The sequence below is a fragment of the Nocardia sp. NBC_00508 genome (assembly GCF_036346875.1).
GTDB lineage: Bacteria > Actinomycetota > Actinomycetes > Mycobacteriales > Mycobacteriaceae > Nocardia.
Map to the genome: position 1 here is coordinate 7,605,381 of NZ_CP107852.1, position 18,998 is coordinate 7,624,378.

Annotated in this window: 14 protein-coding genes and 2 pseudogenes; 9 read left to right on the forward strand and 7 right to left on the reverse strand. The window is 66.4% G+C overall.

Translation table 11 applies throughout. From position 1 onward, the window contains the following. Nucleotides 1-50: 50 nt before the first annotated feature. Nucleotides 51-683 carry an NAD(P)-dependent oxidoreductase gene (locus tag OHA40_RS34230; RefSeq protein ID WP_330230939.1) on the reverse strand — a complete coding sequence of 211 codons (633 nt, stop codon included), beginning with the start codon at nucleotides 681-683 and terminating at the stop codon, nucleotides 51-53. A gap of 34 nt (nucleotides 684-717) precedes the next feature. Further along, nucleotides 718-1,638 carry an EamA family transporter gene (locus OHA40_RS34235; protein ID WP_330230940.1) on the reverse strand — a complete coding sequence of 307 codons (921 nt, stop codon included), beginning with the start codon at nucleotides 1,636-1,638 and terminating at the stop codon, nucleotides 718-720. Nucleotides 1,639-1,717: 79 nt separating this feature from the next. Between OHA40_RS34235 and OHA40_RS34240 the strand changes: the two genes are divergently transcribed. Together OHA40_RS34240 and OHA40_RS34245 are read left to right on the forward strand one after the other, a co-directional pair. Next, a complete protein-coding gene (locus OHA40_RS34240; protein WP_330230941.1) occupies nucleotides 1,718-2,605 on the forward strand; it encodes a LysR family transcriptional regulator in 888 nt (295 codons plus the stop codon). Between the two features lie 639 nt (nucleotides 2,606-3,244). Next, nucleotides 3,245-4,447: a site-specific integrase gene (locus tag OHA40_RS34245; RefSeq protein WP_330230942.1), complete on the forward strand. Its 1,203-nt coding sequence runs from the start codon at nucleotides 3,245-3,247 to the stop codon at nucleotides 4,445-4,447. 124 nt (nucleotides 4,448-4,571) lie between these two features. Here OHA40_RS34245 and OHA40_RS34250 read toward each other — a convergent pair whose 3' ends face one another. Further along, on the reverse strand, nucleotides 4,572-6,119 hold the full coding sequence (locus OHA40_RS34250; protein WP_330230943.1) for an amidase: 1,548 nt from the start codon (nucleotides 6,117-6,119) through the stop codon (nucleotides 4,572-4,574). Nucleotides 6,120-6,545: 426 nt separating this feature from the next. On the opposite strand from OHA40_RS34250, the gene OHA40_RS34255 reads away from it, so the two are divergent. After that, nucleotides 6,546-6,788, forward strand: a complete 243-nt coding sequence (locus tag OHA40_RS34255; protein WP_330234474.1) for a site-specific integrase — start codon at nucleotides 6,546-6,548, stop codon at nucleotides 6,786-6,788. Between the two features lie 832 nt (nucleotides 6,789-7,620). On the opposite strand, the pseudogene OHA40_RS34260 reads toward OHA40_RS34255, so the two are convergent. Continuing rightward, nucleotides 7,621-8,751: pseudogene (locus tag OHA40_RS34260) on the reverse strand (recombinase family protein); the annotation flags it as partial. Here OHA40_RS34260 and OHA40_RS34265 point away from each other — a divergent pair. The 5 genes and pseudogenes from OHA40_RS34265 to OHA40_RS34285 all read left to right on the forward strand — a co-directional run bounded on the left by OHA40_RS34265 (nucleotide 8,733) and on the right by OHA40_RS34285 (nucleotide 13,829). Next, a pseudogene (locus OHA40_RS34265) lies at nucleotides 8,733-9,652 on the forward strand (IS5 family transposase). The pseudogenes OHA40_RS34260 and OHA40_RS34265 sit on opposite strands and share 19 nt — an antisense overlap. Nucleotides 9,653-9,808: 156 nt before the next feature. After that, nucleotides 9,809-10,711: an LLM class F420-dependent oxidoreductase gene (locus OHA40_RS34270; protein ID WP_330230944.1), complete on the forward strand. Its 903-nt coding sequence runs from the start codon at nucleotides 9,809-9,811 to the stop codon at nucleotides 10,709-10,711. Nucleotides 10,712-10,918: 207 nt separating this feature from the next. Continuing rightward, nucleotides 10,919-12,079 (forward strand): LLM class flavin-dependent oxidoreductase, encoded by a 1,161-nt coding sequence (locus OHA40_RS34275; RefSeq protein WP_330230945.1) that lies wholly within the window; start codon nucleotides 10,919-10,921, stop codon nucleotides 12,077-12,079. A gap of 31 nt (nucleotides 12,080-12,110) precedes the next feature. Then, nucleotides 12,111-13,367 (forward strand): cytochrome P450, encoded by a 1,257-nt coding sequence (locus OHA40_RS34280; RefSeq protein ID WP_330230946.1) that lies wholly within the window; start codon nucleotides 12,111-12,113, stop codon nucleotides 13,365-13,367. Between the two features lie 12 nt (nucleotides 13,368-13,379). Beyond that, a complete protein-coding gene (locus OHA40_RS34285; RefSeq protein WP_330230947.1) occupies nucleotides 13,380-13,829 on the forward strand; it encodes a nuclear transport factor 2 family protein in 450 nt (149 codons plus the stop codon). Between the two features lie 41 nt (nucleotides 13,830-13,870). On the opposite strand, the gene nocL is transcribed toward OHA40_RS34285, so the two are convergent. The 3 genes from nocL to OHA40_RS34300 are packed head-to-tail and all read right to left on the reverse strand — an operon-like array spanning nucleotide 13,871 to nucleotide 18,278. Beyond that, complete coding sequence (gene nocL, locus OHA40_RS34290) at nucleotides 13,871-15,031, reverse strand: 3-methyl-2-indolic acid synthase (RefSeq protein ID WP_330230948.1); 1,161 nt, start codon at nucleotides 15,029-15,031, stop codon at nucleotides 13,871-13,873. A gap of 44 nt (nucleotides 15,032-15,075) precedes the next feature. Beyond that, on the reverse strand, nucleotides 15,076-16,119 hold the full coding sequence (locus tag OHA40_RS34295; RefSeq protein ID WP_330230949.1) for a polyprenyl synthetase family protein: 1,044 nt from the start codon (nucleotides 16,117-16,119) through the stop codon (nucleotides 15,076-15,078). A gap of 14 nt (nucleotides 16,120-16,133) precedes the next feature. Continuing rightward, a complete protein-coding gene (locus OHA40_RS34300) occupies nucleotides 16,134-18,278 on the reverse strand; it encodes a non-ribosomal peptide synthetase (RefSeq protein WP_330230950.1) in 2,145 nt (714 codons plus the stop codon). 408 nt (nucleotides 18,279-18,686) lie between these two features. On the opposite strand from OHA40_RS34300, the gene OHA40_RS34305 reads away from it, so the two are divergent. After that, nucleotides 18,687-18,998, forward strand: coding sequence for an acyl carrier protein (locus OHA40_RS34305; RefSeq protein ID WP_330230951.1), 312 nt, complete (start codon nucleotides 18,687-18,689; stop codon nucleotides 18,996-18,998).

An 18,998-nucleotide genomic window follows, 5' to 3' on the forward strand; every position in this document is an offset into this window, starting at 1 on the left:
GTCGGCGCCCGGGGTGGTCGGCGCGGGCGGTCTCGCGAACCCGATGTTCGCTAGTAACCGACGGTGAAGTGTTCGGCGCCGCGTGGGTTCTCGAGCTCGTCGAGGACGGCCACGGCAGGGTCTTCGGCCGAGATTCGGGATGCACCGTCGACGCCGGTGATGAGTGTGGTGGTGCCGCGGCGGTATTCACCGGTGCGACGTCCGGGCTCGAGGAGGGCGGGCGGGCTGAGATAGACCCAGTCGGCCGGGTGTGCTCGGCACGCCTCCAGTTGCGCGGCGCTGGCAGCGGCAATGGTTCGGATTGCCGGCGGCACGTACTCCGGGGTGTCGAGAACGAGCTGGTCGGGGCGCCCCGAAACCCGCAGCGGGGCGGCGCCGCCGACCACGAGGATGCGCGTCCGGGCAGTCGTGGCCGCGTCCAGCAGGGCCGTCGTGGTCATGGTTACGGCGTGTTCCTGCCCGGGCCCGGGGCGGGTCGCGGCCACGATCGCGTCGGTGCCGGTGAACAGTCTGCTCATGTGGTCGGTGTCGTTCGCGTCGCCCTCGACGGCGGTCACGCCGGTCGGCAGGGCGGCAGGCCGCTCTTTCCGGAATACCGCGATGAGGTCATGGCCTCGGCTCGCGGCTTCGTTGACGACGCGCGAGCCGACCATGCCATTGGCGCCGACAACGGCGATCTTCATTCGAGTGCCCCTTCAGGGTGTAGGCGTCGAGACTTCAGGCGGGTGAGCGGGTGGGCGCGGGAAGCTGTCCCGCGACGATCGCGGCGAGTGCGAGCCCGAAACCCACCAGTTGGATCGAGCCGAGTGTCTGGCCGAGCAAGAGCGCGCCGAGCACGGCGGCGACCAGCGGCGAGAGCAGGACGAGAACCGCGACCGAGGTCACGGGCAAGGTGCCGATGCCGCGGAACCAGAGGACATAGGCGATCAGACCGCCGACCAGACCCAGCCACAGGTAGCCCAGGGCGGCGGCCGGGTCGATCGCGGGAGGGGGTCCCTCGACCGCGAATGTGACGGGCACCAGGAACAGGCCTCCCGCGGCGAGTTGCCAGCCCGCGAACGCAGTAGGAGTGGCCTCGACGGGACGACCCCAGCGCTTGGTCAGCGTCAGCCCGAGCGCCATCGAGGCCGCGCTGGCCAGGCCCGCCACGATCCCGGTCGTGTCGAGCGCCGCGGCCGGCCCGATCACCACCAAGCCGACACCGGCCATGCCGGTCACTCCCCACGCGACGCGCCAGGCGGAGGGTTGCTCGTGCAGGATGATCACCGCCAGCACGGCGACAATGAGCGGCTGGGCCGCAGCCAGAGTCGCGGCAACACCTCCCGGCAGGCGTTCGGCCGCGATGAACAGCAGCGCGTTGAGCAGGCCGATGTTCAGCACGCCGAGCACCGCGGCCTTCCACCACCATTCTCCGCGCGGCAGGATCCGGGTGATCGCCAGCGCGATCAGGCCCGCGGGCAACGCCCGCATGACCGCCGCGAACAGCGGATGTCCCGGCGGCAGAAGCTCGGTGATGACGACATAGGTCGTGCCCCACGACGCGGGAGCGATCGCCGTGAGAGCGACGCGAGACAGACTTCCATAGGGAGCTCCCCTGCTGGTCCCCTCGGAAACCCGCTGTGCTGCTGGACTATTCACACACACAATCTCACCCAGCAGTCATCAATGAGTCCAACACATGTTTGTCACCACATCAATCGTGATTCAAGATTGATCCGTGGAACTCCAGCAGATGCGCTACGTGGTCGCCGTCGCCGAGACGAACAGCTTCACCCGGGCGGCCGAACGATGCCTGGTTGTCCAGTCCGCTCTCAGTCACCAGATCGCGCGCCTGGAACGAGAACTCGGCGCCAGACTATTCGAGCGCACCAGCCGCCGGGTGCGGCTGACACCGGCCGGTGCAGCGTTCCTCCCGGCCGCCCGCCAGTGTCTGGACGCCGCCGAGCGCGCGGCCGCCGAGGTCGCCGCGGCTGTCGGGGAAGTACGCGGACGGCTCGCCGTGGGCCTGATCCCTACCGTCGCCGCGGTCGATATCCCGGGTGCGCTGCGTGACTTCCGCCAGCTGTACCCGCACGTGCGCATCAGACTGCGTGTGGGGGCGAGCGAGGACCTCGCCGAGCAGGTCGAGCAAGGTGCCATCGACGTGGCTTTCCTTGGGCTGCCGACCACAGCGCGACCGCAAGGTGTCGCCGCCCAGGAACTCGCCCGGGACCGCCTCATCGCCGTGGTCGCGCCGGACCATCCACTCGCCGACGAACCAGCCGTCGACCTTCGCAGGCTTTCTTCCGAGGTCTTCGTGGACCTTCCCGCCGGGACAGCAGGACGTGCCCAATCCGACCAAGCCTTCGCAGCCGCTGGTCTCGACCGTGACGTCGCCTTCGAAGTGACCACCGCGGACTACATCGCTCGACTCGTGGGACCGGGCCTTGCCGTGGCCATGCTCCCCTCCGCCTACGCGCCTCAGCTGGCCGGTGTAGTCACCATCGAGGTAGCTGATGCGCCGGCCCGCGTCGAGTACGCCATCTGGAACCACGTCAGCCGCACGCCCGCGGCGACCGCCTTCCTCGCCATTCTCGGCATCACGGCCCAGAACTCCCGAGGCTGACGAACAAGACGACGAGATCCAGACCGACCAGCTGATCGCCCTCGGCGTGCCGCGTGAGCGGATCTTCGTCGACAAAGAGTTCTCCGGCACCCGCCATGCAGACCCGATCGACCGGCACCATCACCTCGGCCAACGCGTCGTAGGTCGAAGAGCCTCGATCTCGAAGAATTTCAGCAGCAGACCGAACCCGAGGCGAGCCGCGCCCGTCTTGTTCCCCACCAGCCGCATTGCTCACCGACCAACGTCCACGACCCGATCAGATCTCCTCGGTCGACCACTCCTGAAGCACGCCGGGCAACAGTAGACGAATCAGCCTGCGCGCGAAGCTACATTGCGGCTCGGCCGACTTCAGGATTCCGGGCCATCACGGCACAACATCGACACGACCGGTGAAGCGCCTCGGATCGTCCATGCGAGCGGGTCGGCCCACATGGTCCGTGCCCCGCCAGACATCTGGCGGCCGTTCGATGCCATGTCTCGTCGAGCCGATTTTCACGGTGTCCAGCCACCGTTGACCGGACATCAACGAGCTCGGCCTTCGGGTTGTCGAAGGTGGCGATAGAGGTGCCGTAGGGTGGAATCTCGCGCGGAAACCTTGGCGCGAACTGACAGTTGCCACGGGAACGCGGGAGCCGAGACATGGACGATCGATCCACCATCGTCGCGGTCCCCGAATCCGTGCGCACGGAGTTGCGCCGCGGCGTCCGCAGTGTGCTGGTCGACACTGCCGCGCTGCGGCTGGTGCGGGATCGCTTCGACGACGATCAAGCCGGTTCGCTGCGCCGGTATCTCGAAGCCTCCCAATCACCGAACACCTTGCGCGCCTATCGCGCCGACTGGGTTGCCTGGTCGGCGTGGTGCGCCGCCGAGGGCAGGCAGGCTCTTCCCGCTGATGCGCTCGACGTCGCTGTCTATCTGGCTGCGGCCGCCGACGCGCACCGCGATGCGGGTGGATGGGCGTTCAGTCCGGCGACCTTGGAACGAAAGTCGGCCGCCATCGCCGCGGTGCACGCCGCGAACGGACTGCCCTCCCCGACCCGGTCGGATGTGGTGCGGCTGACCTTGCGCGGTATCCGCCGCACTCGCCGCGGGCAACCCCGGCGTAAACGCCCGGTGCTGCTGCACACTCTCGACCAACTCCTGGGTGGGCTTCCCGAGCCGGGCTGGCCCACCGAACCCGCCCGGCGCCGGGACGCGCTCGCCCTGCTCGTCGGTTTCGCCGGAGCCCTGCGCCGCAGCGAACTCGCCGGACTGCGCATCGGCGACGTCGAGGTGAGCATGGACCACGCCACCGGCGAACCGATCCTGCTGATCCGGCTGCCCGCCACGAAGACCGACCCGACCGGCGCGACCGAACAGCGCGTGGCCCTCCCGCGCGGCCGCCGACCGGCCACCTGCCCCGTCTGCGCTTTCGCCGACTGGCTGCGTCTGCGCGAAATACATATCGCCACAGGAACTTCCGGTGTCCGTGGCTGGCTGTCCGAGCTCCCCACCGGCGCTGCCGACATCCACCGCTGCCACGGATTCACCGGCACACGCACCGACTCGGACCTTCCCCTTTTCCCCACCATCACCCGGCACGGTGCCATCGCCGACCACGCTATGTCCGGTCGCGCCGTCGCCGAACTGGTCAAGCGCTATGCCGCCCGGGCCGGGCTCGACCCCGATCTCTTCTCGGGTCACTCACTCCGCGCCGGGTTCGCCACGCAGGCCGCACTCGGCGGCGCCAGCGACCGCGAGATCATGCGCCAGGGCCGCTGGTCCAACCCGCGCACCGTCCACGGATACATCCGCACGGCCAACCCCTTGGAAGACAATGCCGTGACCAAACTCGGGTTGTGACATCGGTTTTACCCACCCGGACACAGGAATAGCCGATCAACTTCGCGCCGCTGACCGAAGACTTCGACACCGTCCCTCGTTTGCCATCCGCACCTCGTCCTCGACGGACACCCGGTGGTGCGCCCTACTTCGGTGCCTGAAAGCCGCCGATCTTCTGCTCGAGCAGTTCGGCCAGCCGCAGCGGGGTACGGTCCTCGAACATCGGACCGATGAGCTGCACTCCCACCGGCAGCCCCTCGGGGGACCGGCCCGCGGGTATGGCGGTGGCGGGCAGGCCGGGCATGGTGGCCACACCGGCCCAGACGAGCTGGTCGAAGTACGGGTACTCGACGCCGTCGATGTCGATGTGGCGGTTCTCCAGACCTCCGTTGTGGTCGTGCGGGAAGGCGGGAGTGGGCGTGATGGGGCACACCACGACATCGAACTCGGCGAAGAGCTGCCGCCAGCCGTGGCGGTGGAGTTCGCGACGGTTGTTCGCCTCGACCCAGTCGCGGTGGCTGAGCACCATGCCGCGCAGCCGCGCCGCATCGAGACTCCGGTCGTCCGCGCTCAGGGCGGCGGCGTGGGTCTGCAGCTGTTCGTACACGTCGACGGAAATACCTGTGGCGGCGTTCGACAGCATCAGCAGCATGTAGAGCGTCGCCGCTTCGGTCGGATCGGGCAGCAGCGGACTGCGCCGTTCGACGCGGGCGCCCTCGTCGACGAGCGCCGCGGCGACCCGGTTCACGCCCGCCCGCACCGCCGATCCGGTCGGAATGAGCGGATGGTCCTCGATGATCAGGACACGGAAGTCCGACAGCCGCTCGTGGCGCGCGGGCGGCAGTGCGACGTCGTAGGCGACGCCGTGGGCCAGCGGGTCCGGTCCGGCCATCACGTCGAGCAGCAGCGCGAGGTCGCGGGCGGTGCGCGCCATCGGGCCGACGACGGCGAGGTCGAGGTCGATCGGCAAGGCCGGCGCGGACGGCGCGACCATGCCGCGGGTCGGCGCCAGCCCGAGTGTCGGCTTGTGCGCGTAGACACCGCAGAAATGCGCGGGGGTGCGCAGCGAACCGGCGAGGTCGGAGCCGATGGACAGCGCGCCGAATCCGGCCGCCAGGGCCGCCGCCGAACCGCCGGAGGATCCACCCGACGTGCGGCCGTGATCCCACGGATTGTTGGTGGTGCCGTAGATCTCGTTGAAGCTCTGGATATCTCGCAGCATCAACGGCACATTGGTCTTACCGAGCACCACCGCGCCGGCGGCCTTCAACCGGGACACCTGTACCGCGTCCTCGGCCGGCACATAGTCCCGCTGCGCCGGCATGCCCCAGGTCGTGGGCAGCCCGGCCATGTTGTAGGACTCTTTGACCGTCACCGGAATACCGAGCAGCGGCCGGTCCTCGCCGCGGGCGAGCGCCTGGTCGGCACGGTGTGCGGCGGCCCGCGCACGGTCGAAGTCCGGTACACAGATCGCGTTGATCACCTTGTCGTCGCGCTCGATGTGGGCGATCGCCTCGTCGGTCAGTTCCACCGAGGTCACCGCACCGACACGCAAGGCAGCCGCGATCTCTTCGGCCGACCGAAAATTCCACTCCATGAATCCGACGCTATTGGCCTGCCGCAGAGGACATAAAATGCCGCTTCGCACAACGGGAAAGTCGAACGGACCACCTGCATTGGTGAAGTCACGCACTCGTTGTGCCATCGAGGACGGCCAACCCCAGGTCACGGCGTCGGCAGTGGGCCAACTCCCCTAGCGCAGGGCATGAGAGGCCGCTTCGCACAACGGGATAGATGTCTCAATGCTCATCGGTTCGTCTCCGGCCACGGACTATTCGCCCGGCCGCCGACCATGGCGACGCGCGGCGGGGATCGGTGTGAGCCTCGAACATGCGACACCGGCCAGCAGACGCTCCCGCTGGCAGACCACGTCGAAGTGCTGACGGCAACCGAAGGGTAGGTCCCCTGCGCAAGCCCCAGCATGTTTGCTGCAGATATGCTGGAAGAGTGCTTCCAGTGCCGGCGCCGATGCTGGCCGTCTCCGGACGGCCGCCACGGGACGGCCGCCGAGTGCGACATGGTGTTCGTGAACCTGTTCCGCGGAGTGCTGGGCAAGCCGATGACCTACTCCGCTGTCAAGGACATGTTCGACCGGCTTGCCGCTGCTGCTGGGTTCGCTGCGCGGCCACAGATGTTGCGTCACAGCGGCACGACCCGCTGGGTCCGCTCGGGTGTTGACCGTGACGTCGTGCAAACATTGCTCGGCCACGTTTCGGCCGGGTCGATGAATCCCCAGGTCGCAGGTTCGATTCCTGCCGAGGGCACATCGAAGATGGGAACGGAACCGGCGCGTTGCGAATGACGCGCCGATTCCGCCCGTCCACCTGGGCGGTGGGCGCGTATTGCCGGGGTGTCAGGGTTCTGCGTGCCGTGTTGCGGGTGGTGGCTAGGGTTTGGCCGACGAGTGTGACCCGGTAGGTCGCGCGGTGGTGGGTTTTGTTGTACCGGATCTCCAGGCGCAGCGCCTCGAACAGTGACCGGGCAAGTTCTTCGGGCAGGTCCCGGATGTCGACGGTGCCGGTGGGCAATGCGTCCAGCAATGCCGGGGTGGGGGTGAGCAGGTCTTCGGCTTCCAGCTCGGTCAGCTGATCGCTGAGCCGGGATTGCTCGTCGCGAAGTTCGGCGCGGCGGGTGTTGATGTCGGCGATCATCTCTTTGTCGGGCTCGTCCATGAGTTCAAGAGACCGGACGAGGCGTTTGCTCTTGGTTCCGACTTCCACGATGTCTCGGCGCAGTGCGGAGATCTTCTGTTCGCGTTCCCGGGTGACGCTGGCGTCGAGGTCGCTGCTGCCCAGCAGCGAGCGGCGGTAGAAGCCGAACACGTGGTCGTTTAGGAACGCATTGAGGTGCTCGATCAGTCCCTGCTCGCGGACGAGGAACGATCCGGCCGTCGGATGGGTCGGTTCGCGGTAGCCCTTCCTCGGCGCGCACACGTAATACGCGGACACCTTGCGGGTTTTGCCGAACATGCGTCGGTTGCAGTGGTCGCAGCACAGGTAGGAGCGGAACAGGTAGGACCGTTTGGTATCGGGGTGGGTGTTGACCACGCTGGTGCGGCGGCTGGTGTCGCGCTTCTGGCTTCTGCGTTTCTGGGCGGTGAGGAACACGTCGACGGTGATCAGTGGCTCGTGGACCGGCTTCTCCGACCACACCCAGTCCGAGGGTGGGTTGTACTTGCCGCCGTTGCTCTTACGCGCGCGCCGGTTCCACACCATGTGCCCGGCGTACTTGGGCTGATTGAGAACCTCTCGCACGTTGGACATGGTCCAGCGGCCGACCGCGCAACGGGGATCGACCGGCACTGGCGGCGGGTTCAGCGATAGGTCGAGGTTGAGGTGGTCGGCGATGGCCTGGAACGAGAGGCGTTCCTCGTTGCGCAGCCAGAAGATGCGCTGCACGACCGGGGCCTGGGCGGGGTGGGGTTCGAGCAGGGTCTTCTTCTGGCCCCGTGCGCGCTTGGCGGGCACGGGGTGGGAGACGAGTTTGGCACGGTAGCCGTAGCAGGCTTTGCCGACGTTGTATCCGGCCTCGGTGTGGACGGCGAACCCGTCCCAGGACTTCTCGAGCATCTCCATCACGTAGAACTCGGCGATGCCCTGTTTCATCCGGCGGGTCAGGGTCTGGGTGGCCCGCTTCTCTTTGCGGCTGCCCGATTGCCCGATGCGGAACGGCTCGTCGGCGGCCAGCAGACGCACCCCGGCATCTTCGAGTTGTTTCTCAATCGCGGTGCCCGCGTGCGTGCGCCGCGCGATACGTTCGATGGACTCACAGATCACGTAGTCGAACCGCCGGTCAGGTCGCTGCGCTTCGGCGAGCAGGTCCTGAATGCCACCGTCACGCGGGACCGGGATGTCGAACTGCTCGTGCACGTTCGAGTGGCCCCGGTCGGCGGTGTCTTTGCGACCTGATTCGATGTCCCAGAAATGGGCGGTGATGCCACCACCGTCCGGCAGGGCCAACTGGCTGTTGGAGTACTGGCGCGGTATCGACAAAGTTGGGTCTTGCAGGTCGCCGGTCGAGGTGCGGCCCGCGAACGCCATGCGGTGAATCACACCACCGTCGTCGCCGATTGCGCCGTCTTTACCAGCGGAGCCGCCTAGGCCGTGTTTAAGAAGTGGGCTGATGTCGGCGCCATTGACGCGTAGTTGCCTGTAGGCGTTGGGTTTTCGCGTGTCGTTCCCGGGAGATGGGCGAGGTCTCCGGTAGATGGTTTGTTTACCAAGACGAACCGAATACCGGAGACCTCGTGACCAGCGTAGCGGCATCGAGGCGTGCGGACCTGACCGATGAGCAGTGGGCGGCGATCGAGCCGCTGCTACCTATCGGTAAGAAGCCCGGGCGCCCGCCGAAATGGATGAAACGGCAGCTCATCGACGGGATCCGCTGGCGGACAAGGGTAGGAGCGCCGTGGCGGGACGTGCCGGAGCGGTATGGGCCGTGGCAGTCGGTGTACGGGTTGTTCCGGTCCTGGCAGCGCGGCGGGGTATGGGAAGCGATCTTGTCGGCGTTGCAGATCTGCGCCGAGGCCGCCGGGGACATCGTTTGAGAGGTCAGCGTGGATTCCACGATCGCTCGCGCCCACCAGCACGCCGCTGGCGCGCGTAAAAGGGGGATCTACAGGTCGAACCGCCAGGCGGGGTTGCCGTCGAGCCGGCCGACCACGGCCTGGGGCGCTCTCGCGGCGGGTGGACCACGAAGCTGCACTTGGCGTGCGAGCAGGGCCGTAAACCTTTGGTGCTGTTGATCACTCCTGGTCAATGGGGTGACAGCCCGCAGTTCGCGGCAGTCCTCGATGCGATCGAGGTCCCCCGCTTCGCGACTGGACGGACCCGCACGCGACCAGACCGCGTGTTGGCCGACAAGGCCTACAGCTCCCGCGCCAATCGCGCCTACTTGCGGCGGCGAGGCATCAAAGCGACCATCGCGATCCCTGCCGACCAACTCGCCCACCGCCGACGGCGAGGAACCGCCGGTGGTCGGCCCCACGCGTTCGATACCGAGATCTACAAGCAGCGTCACGCCGTCGAATGCGGCATCAACCAGCTCAAACAACACCGCGCAGTAGCGACCCGCTACGACAAACTCGCCGTCCGCTACCTGGCCACTGCCCAGATCGCAGCCATCAACGTTTGGCTCGGCAACGGCCACTTGTTAAACACGCCCTAACCTTGAGCACCACGAAAGACCTTCCCCCGGAATGATTCACGCCATACCCTCGGTCTGACCGGCGGGTCACAGGGTACGTCGGCATGCTACCTCAGCACGCCGACGGGGAAGGCCCGGCGAAAGGTCGCGGTCAGGCTCCGGTCACGACGCCACGATGTGATCGATCAGGAGGAAGAAACAGGGATGAAATTCGGTATGCTCTTCGCGAACACGGGGACGATGGGCGAGCCGGCGGTTGCGGCCGACCTGGCGAGGACGGCCGAGGGGTTGGGGTTCGAATCCCTGTGGGCCAGTCAGCATGTCGTCGTTCCCGCCGATTATGCGTCACCGTGTCCCTATACCCAGAACGGTCGGATGCCGGGCGGCGACGATGTGTCGATCCCGGATCCGCTGGTGTGGCTCGGGTATATCTCCGCGGCGACGAACACCATACGGCTGGCGACCGGCACGATGATCGCTCCCCTGCTGAATCCAGTCGTCCTGGCCAAGCAACTCGCCACGCTCGACCACCTCAGCGGCGGGCGGGTCGAGGCAGGCATCGGACTGGGCTGGTTGAAGGAGGAGTTCGACGCCGTCGGCGTACCTTTCGAGGATCGTGGTGCGCGTGCCGACGAATACATTTCCGCCATGCGAGCACTGTGGACGCAGCCGGTCGCCAGCCATCACGGCAAGTACGTCAACTTCGACAACTGCATTCTGCGTCCGCAGCCGGCCCAGAAGACCGTACCCATCCATATCGGCGGTAATTCCGTCGCATCGGCCAGGCGAGCGGGGAGCTACGGCGATGGATTCTTTCCGATGACCAGGGAGGCCGACGCGCTGAAATCGCTGCTGACCGAGATGAGAAATGCCGCGGTCGCGCAAGACAGGGATCTGGATGATATCGAGGTCACCGTCAGTACCACCCTCATCGGAAAGAACGCCCTTGCGGAACTGGACATTCTGCGCGGCCTCGGTGTCAGTAGGGTATTGGTCCCCGCGGCGCTGTTCTGGGGCGACCCGGCGGCGGCGATGCGGCGGTATCAGGCGGATGTCATGGTTCCCTTCAACGGTCGGTGACCCGCCCGGCAGGTAGCGAGATCGCCTGGGCCACCGCACATCCGAACATTCGGACCCAGCTTGCACGAGCAGGCCGGTCACCAGCATCGACGGCTGGAGCGGCATGCGGACACGACTCAGCCGTCGCCGGAACGTCGACTCGAACCATGGCGGCGGGCCGACCCGCGCGCTACGCTTCAGGAAATCACGTCAAGGGGAGGATTCACTATGGCTCGACTTCGGTTCGGGTACTTCATCGCACCTTTTCACCGCGCGGGTACCAACCCGACGCTCGCGCTACAGCGCGACCTCGACTTCATCGAACATATCGATGCACTCGGCTACGACGAGGCATGGCTGGGCGAACATCACTCGGCGGGCAGCGAAATAATCGGTTCGCCGGAGATCTTCATCGCCGCGGCCGCGCAACGGGCCAAGCGAATCCGATTCGCCACCGGCGTCATCTCCCTCTCCTACCACAACCCATTGTGGGTCGCGGACCGGCTGATGCTGCTCGACCATCTCACGCACGGCCGGCTGATCGGCGGGTTCGGTCCGGGTTCACTTCCGACGGACGCCGGAATGATCGGTTTGAGTCAAACCGATACCCGCGAACTCCTCGAGACGAATCTCGATATCGTTGTCCGTCTGCTGGCCGGCGAAACCGTCAGCGCGAAAACACCGACGCACGAATTGCGTGACGCTCGATTGCAACTCGCCCCCTATTCCGAGGGCGGGATACCGCTGGCCGTCGCGGCGGTCTCCTCCCCCACCGGTGCGCGGCTGGCCGGAAAGCACGGCATCGGCCTGATCTCCATCGGCTCGACGCTGACCCTCGAGAACTTCAACGCACTCCAGTACCACTGGGATATCGCCGAGAAACAGGCCGCGGCCTTCGGCACCCGGGTCGACCGGAAGAACTGGGCCCTGGCCGGGCCGTTCCATATCGCCGAGACCGACGAGCAAGCCCGCGAGGATGTCAAGTTCGGCATCGAGTCGTGGTTCCGCTACTTCCAGAAGGTGGCCGCCTTCCCGCACCTCACGGTGCCGGGCGAGCAGATCGACGAGATGATCACCATCATCAACGATCTCGGAGTGGGTGTCATCGGCACGCCGGAGCGCGCGCAGGCGCAGGTTCAGCGACTGTGGGACCAGTCCGGCGGATTCGGCTGCATGCTGCAGATGGCCCACGAATGGGCGAACCCCGCGGCCACCAAGCGATCGGCCGAGCTCTTCGCCGACGAGGTGATGCCGCACTTCCAGGGCCAAGCGCAGCCGACACTGGACGCCGCAGCCCGGGCCGCCCAGGTGCGCGACGAACTCGCCCAGCAGCACCAAGAGGTCATCGATCAGATGACGAAGAAGTACCACGACGAAACCGCTTCATAGCCACATCGGTATGCGCGAAAGAAGGCCACAGGTGCCTCCTGAAGAAATAGAATTCGACCCTTTCTCGGAAGACTATTTCAACGGACCGTTCGAGACGTATCGCCGGTTGCGTGAAGACGCGCCGGTCTATTACAACGAGAAGTACGACTTCTACGCTTTGAGCCGCCATGTCGATGTCGCGGCCGGGCACAAGAACTTCGAGACATATTCCTCGGCAGAGGGGGTGGACCTCGGCACCGTGCAATCGGGGGAACCTCCCATGCACAAGTCGATCATCACCATGGATCCACCCGAGCACCGCCATATGCGCGGCCTCGTCAACAAGGTGTTCACACCGCGTGCGATCGAAGAGCTGCGCCCCTTGGCGACGGATCTGATCGACCGGCATCTCCATGCCGCGGACACCGCGAAATTCGATGTCGTTCAGGACTTCTCGGCGCTGTTCCCCATCGAGGTCATCACCACGATGCTCGGCGTCCCCGACGAGCGTCGGGGGCAGATCCGGCTGTGGCTCGACGACTTCCTGCACCGCGAGCCGGGCGCGGTGAAGATCTCACAAACCGGTCTCCAGGCAGCCCTGCAGATGCTGGTCGTCTACTACCAGGTGGTGCGGGAGCGCAGGGCCCGGCCGCGCAACGACATGATCAGCGATCTTGTGTCGGCCACGGTGCAGCGCGAGAACGGTGAGGTCACCGGCCTGGACAACACCGAAATCGCCCAGTTCGCACTGGTTCTGGGCGGAGCGGGCGCGGTGACCGTGACCCGGCTGGTGGCCAGCATGGTGGTGTTGTTCGCCCAGCACCCCGAGCAGTGGGAGAAATTGCAGGCCGATCGCAGCAAGATCCCCGCCGCGGTCGAGGAGGTGCTCCGCTACGAATCACCGACGCAGTACAACGTGCGCCGCTCCCGCGAGGACGTCACGCTGCACGGCGTCACCATTCCCGCGGGCAAGCCGGTGTTCCTGCTGGTCGGCGCGGCCAATCGCGATCCCGACGCCTGGAAGGAGCCCGATGTCTTCGATATCGATCGCGACCGCACCCAGGCGCTGAATCTCGGATTCGGCTTCGGCATCCACACCTGCCTGGGGGCGGCGCTGGCCCGTATGGAAAGCGCCATCGCCCTGCAGCGATTGCTCGACTTCATGCCACGGTACGAGGTCGATTGGGACGGCTGCCGGCGGGTGAACATGCAAAATCTCGCGGGCTGGAGCAATGTCCCGGTGCGCGTTTCCGTAGATCCCGATAACACACGCCGACCACACCTCGGCGTGTCCACCCGCAACGAGTGAGGAGAAGTGCGAATGACGTCGAAAGACGCCGGCTCCGAGGAACTTGTCGAGCGATACCTGCAGATCATCGCCGACCACGATTTCGAAAAGTTCGGTGAGCTGCTGACCGATGATTGCGAGTTCACTCTCGTCCCCATCGGTTACACCTGGAAGGGCCGCGAGGACGTCATCGGGGCGCTCACCGTCTCGGGAGGTGAGGATTCGCACGACGGCGAGCCCACCGTGCGGATCATCAGCTCGTTCCGGAACGACGATCATGTCGTGGTCGAGTACGAGCGCAAGGCCGTCGTGCGTGGTGTCCGGCTGAATATCGACGGCTACTGCTGGATAGCGCGTATTCGCGACGGCCGTATCGATTCGATCCGCGAGTACATCAATCCCAGCAATCCGGGCATCGCCCTGCTCCTGAGTGTCGTCTTGCGGGCTTATCCACGCCTCACGCGTCGCAAGACGCGAAAGTAGCGCATCGCCGGGCGGGGGCCGAGCCCCCGTCCGGCCGCACGTCAGTGGGGATCAGGGGCGAAGTTCTGCACGGCACGGCCGGTGTCGGTGATCTGTTTCAAGATCGTCGACGGCCGGGCCAGGTCCGCGACCAGGAACTGTGAGGAGTTCTCCTCGTTCACGATGTCGTCGCCCCGCCGATACGGCGCGACGTCCGGGCTGCCGGGGCTGATGACGCCACACAGGTCGATGACGCTGTCCCGCAATGCCTTTCCCTCCCGGTTGGTCAAGACCAGTCGCTGGTCCGGGCAGACGAAAGCGATCGCGGCCATCAGGCGGATGTAGGACTGGTCGTCGACCTTGGTCCGGCTGCTCGATGCCATGGCGGGCCGCAGCCGCGGCAGCGAGATGTCGACGATCCCGCCGCGCCGGGCGAGGTAGGTCGCGTGGGAGACCAGCGCGATCATTTCCGATTCGATATCGTGCAGGCCGATCAAGGCTCCCGGGTTCACGTACTTGAACCCGGCGTCCAACCATCGGTCGAAGGACTGGATGCGCCGGTCGTAGTCCGCTTTGGGGGCGCCGTCCTTGCTTCCCATGAAGCGTTCGTAAGTGTGACGGTCGTACGTCTCCTGGAACACGCACATGGTCACCGGTTCATCGCGGTCGATCCATTCGCCGAGTGTTTCGATCTCGGCTGTCGTCATGCTGCCGATATTGAAATAGACGCGCTGAAACCCCATGTCGAACGCGGTCCGGATCGCCCAGCCGATGCGAAAGGCGTTGACCTGCCGGGTGTATTCGTCTTCGTATTCGCCGGTCAGGAACCCGACGCCGGCGACGCCCTCGTGTTCGAGCAGGATACGCAGCTGGTCCTCGATCTCGCGCTTCCCGGCGAGCTTCCGGATCATCCGCGTGTTGCTCTTCTTCATGCCGCACATCTTGCATTCGGAATCACAGTGGTTCGTCGTGTACAGCGGAACGAACGTATGCAGTCGCGGTGACCGCTGGGCGATCCGCCGTTCGGCGGCGATCCGCAATTCCTCGGTGGAGACCGAGGTATCGCGAATCAACGCCAGGGCCACCGCGGCGGGGTCGTCGGGGAGTTCGGCATCGATGTCGAGCCCCAGTATGTCCCCCACATCGAGGTTCTGCGCCTTCTCCGCCGCTCGGCTCAGCTCTGGAAGGTGAAATCTCCGGCCCACCTGGATATCGACAGTCATCTATCTCCCCAATTCTGAAGTCGTGTGTGATTTCGAGTCGTGAATCAATACGAGCGGCCGACCGCGAACTCCCCCACTTCCGACAACAGCCGCCACGCGTCGGTGCCGTTGTCCACGACGGCGAGCGCGGCGAGCGCCAGCTGATGGTGCCGGTTCGCACAGCGTTCGGTCCACTGCCTGCCCCCGCAGTGCTCGATCAGGTGGATCGCCCGGGCGACCTGCGCCGGGGTGAGGTCGGTGGCATTGTTCATCAAGGTGCGCAGTTCCGTGGCCTCCACCCCGGGCCGCCCCATCGCGGCGGACAGCGGCAAGGTGAGCTTCCGGCGGCGCACGTCGCCACCGACGTCCTTGCCGGTGACAGCGGGGTCGCCCCAGGTGCCGAGAATGTCGTCGATCGCCTGGAACGCGATGCCGAGAGCGGTCCCGAAGTCCCGGAGCGTCGCGACCAGGTCCGGCGACCCGCCGCCGAGCAGTGCCCCGAGCGAGGTCGAGCAGCCGATCAGGGCCGCGGTCTTCTTCTCCGACATCGTCAGCACGTCGTCGACGGCGACATCGCGGCGCACCTGATAGGACAGGTCGACCGCCTGGCCCTCGATCATTGTCGATGTCGCGGTGGCCAGCTCGACGGCGGCTTCGGCGTTGCCGGTGCCGCCGAGGACGTCGAGGGCGCGCATCAGCAGGACATCACCCGCGACGATGGTGGGTCCGACCCCGAACACGGTCCACGCGGACGGCCTGTGCCGGCGTTCCCGGTCCAGGTCGACGATGTCGTCGTGCAGAAGCGAGAAATTGTGGACCAGCTCCACCGCCACCGCGCCGGGAACAGCGATTTCCGGTGTCGCTCCCACCGCCTCGGCGGACAGGAGTGTCAGGCAGCCGCGCAGGCATTTACCCGCGTCACCGCTCGCGGGTCTTCCGTCGGGATCGGTCCAGCCCAGGTGATAGGTGATGATCGGTCTGATCTCGTCGCTCAGTTCCGCGACGGCGCGGCGCATTCCGTCGTGCAGTAGGGCGCGGCGCTCGGCCAGTGCGGTGTGCGGGTCGGGCGCACGCGAGATCCGCGTGCCGGACGAGGGGATGGCGTTCATTCGTATCAGTCCGATCAGATCGACAAACCCGACAGGCGCAGGCCGACCGACGGAGTCAGCGCGGTGCGATCGACCTTTCCCGAGCGCGATCTCGGCAGTGTGTCCAGAATCCGGAATTGCGCTGGGAGCATGTGATGCGGCAGCCGCTCCGACAGTTCGGCGCGTAATCCGCTGGCCGACAGCTCGGCGCCGTCCGCGGGAACCAGGTAGGCGATCAGGCGCCCGCCGGTGGTCGTCGGCTCCAACGCCACGGCGCACTCCAGAATGTCCGGCCTGGCCGACAGCAGGGCTTCGATCTCGCCGGGCTCGACACGGAATCCCCGGATCTTGATCTGCTGGTCGGCCCGGCCGAGGAACTCCAGCATTCCGTCGGCGCGATAGCGAACCAGGTCCCGGGTCCGGCAGACGATCGCGTCGGGCTCCTCGGGCACTGGGCTCGGTACGAAGCGTTCGCTGTTCAGCTCGGGTCGGTCGAGGTAGCCGGCGGCGATTCCGGTGCCCGCCACATACAGTTCACCCACCACCCCGCGGGGCACGGGCTCGCCCGCCTCGTCGAGGACGTAGACGCGAACGTTGGCGATCGGCTTTCCGATCGGCGGCGGGCTGTCCCGCTCCGCCTCGGTCACGGTGGCCGAGGTGACGCGCAGGCCGGTCGCGGCGTCGAAGGTCGAGGCCACGAGCGTCGTCTCCGTCGAGCCGTAGCTCACCACGACCTCGAACGGCAGCCCGGCGCGCGGCCAGCGGCGGACCTGTTCACCGGCGACCACCATGTAGCGCAGCGCGCAGAGGTCCGGCCAATCCAGTGACCACACCCGTTCGGCGGCCGAGCTGACCAGCAATGTGTGCGTTATCGCGTTCTCGATCAGCCAGTCCCGCAACCGTTTCGGATCCCGCGCGGCGTCGGCGGATGCCGTGTACACGGTGGTGCCGTTGGCCAGGAAGGGGATCCACTCCATGAGCCCGACCGAGAATCCGGGCGAGGAGATCCAGGTGGCGCGGTCGCCGCGAGTGACGCCACAGGCGCGCCCGGTCCAGGCGATCATGTTCGCCATCGCACCGTGCCGTTCCAGTACGGCCTTCGGTTGCCCGGTGGACCCCGAGGTGTAGAACACATGACAGATGTCGTCCGGCTCCGGATCCGGCGGCGGAGCGGACGCTACGGCCGAGCCGATGGCGGCGGCGTCGCCGTCGAGGCTGATGACCCGCAGCCCGTGGGTACCCGCCAGCTGTGGTGTCATGGCGTCCACGGTGACCACTGCCGTCGCCCCGGAGTCGTCGAGCATGAACGCGGTGCGCGAGTGCGGGTTCGACGGATCCAGCGGTACCGCGGACGCGCCGCTGCGCAGAATCGCCAGCAGGCTGATGACATTCGCCGCGGAACGCTCCAGCAGGATCCCCACCCGGTCGCCTCGCTGAACGCCGACGGAACCGAGGTACGCGGCGAGGCGGTCGGCGGCCCGGTCGAGTTCGCCGAAGGTCACGGTTGCGGTCGCGTCGACGACGGCGGGGCGCCCCGGGTCGGCGACGGCGAGCTCGGCGATCCTCGCCTGGAGCGTCCGGAAGGGTTCGACGGGCACGGCCGTGGCATTCCACTCGACGAGCAGGGTCGCGCGCTCGTGCGGGGCCAGGATCGGCAGGCCGCGCACCGGGCGATCCGGATCCGCGAGTACGGCGGCGGTGAGCGTCGCGAGATGGCCCGCGATCAGCTCGGCGTCGGCGCGGGAGCACCGCTCGGGGTGGTAGACCAGCACACCGCGATCGATGACCACGGTCAGCTCGGCGATATCCGTTGCGCCGGTGCCGGATACGTCGAGCGAGGTCCCGAACGCTGCGGTGAAGGGTGTGCGCTCCGAGGCTCGTGCCTCGGGCTGAACCAGCTCGAGGAGGCTCTCGGCCGGTATCGGACCGAGAAGTTCCGGCACCTGGCCGGATTCGGCGGTCACTCTGCCGACCAGCTCCCGGAAGCCTGGGGAGCCCGCGAGGTCGACGCGATGGGCCAGCAGGCCCTTCGCCGTGGCCTCGGCAACGAGGAAATCCGTCTCGCCGGTATACCTGTGCACGAGGGCCGCGAACAATGCCAGCCAGATCTGCCGAAAAGACGCCCCCATACCAATTGCGAGATCCCGGACCGAGTCGTCGGGAATATCCGGAATGGGCACCGTGGCGCAGACCTCGTTCGCGGCCGAAGTCCGCGTCGAAGTGTGCGGACGATCGCCCGGTATCGCGAAACTGAACGGGCTGTCGGCAACGTATCGCCGCCAACGATCGACAGGCACGATTGTGGCCGAATCGTCCGTTATTCCATTCACCGAACCACCTCCCCCTTCGACCCGAATACTAGAGGAGCAGAACCGATTTCATCAACGAATCCGCGCAACGAACATCGTCACACCAGGTCGCGACCGGTGCCGGCGCACAAACCACGAGCACCGCCGAGAACCGACTGTTGACAACCCCGACCCAGCTGTAGTCCCATGCAATAGCGACTGATCGGGGGGACCGGAGCACCCGACGTACAGCTATTACACGGCAACAATTCGGGAAGAAACGGCGGGAGCATTGTGCGGGTGAAATACAGACCGTGGCATCGTCTTTCACGACCGACGGCCGAAGATGACGGCGCGGCGAACAAAAGACGAACTCGGGACATCGAGAGATTCGTCGGTCAATTCATTTCCCGGCTCATCGGCGAGGAACTGGACGACGACTACGCGAGCCTGGCATTGGTGAATCTGGGCCTGGACTCGGTCGGCGCGATCGACCTGGGTGCGGCGATCGAACAGGAATTCGGCGTCGAAACAGAACCGGCGGACATCAAACTCGCGATGACGGTCGCGCAACTGGCGAAGCTGATCCAACGACGCGCGGGCGGGGAGTAG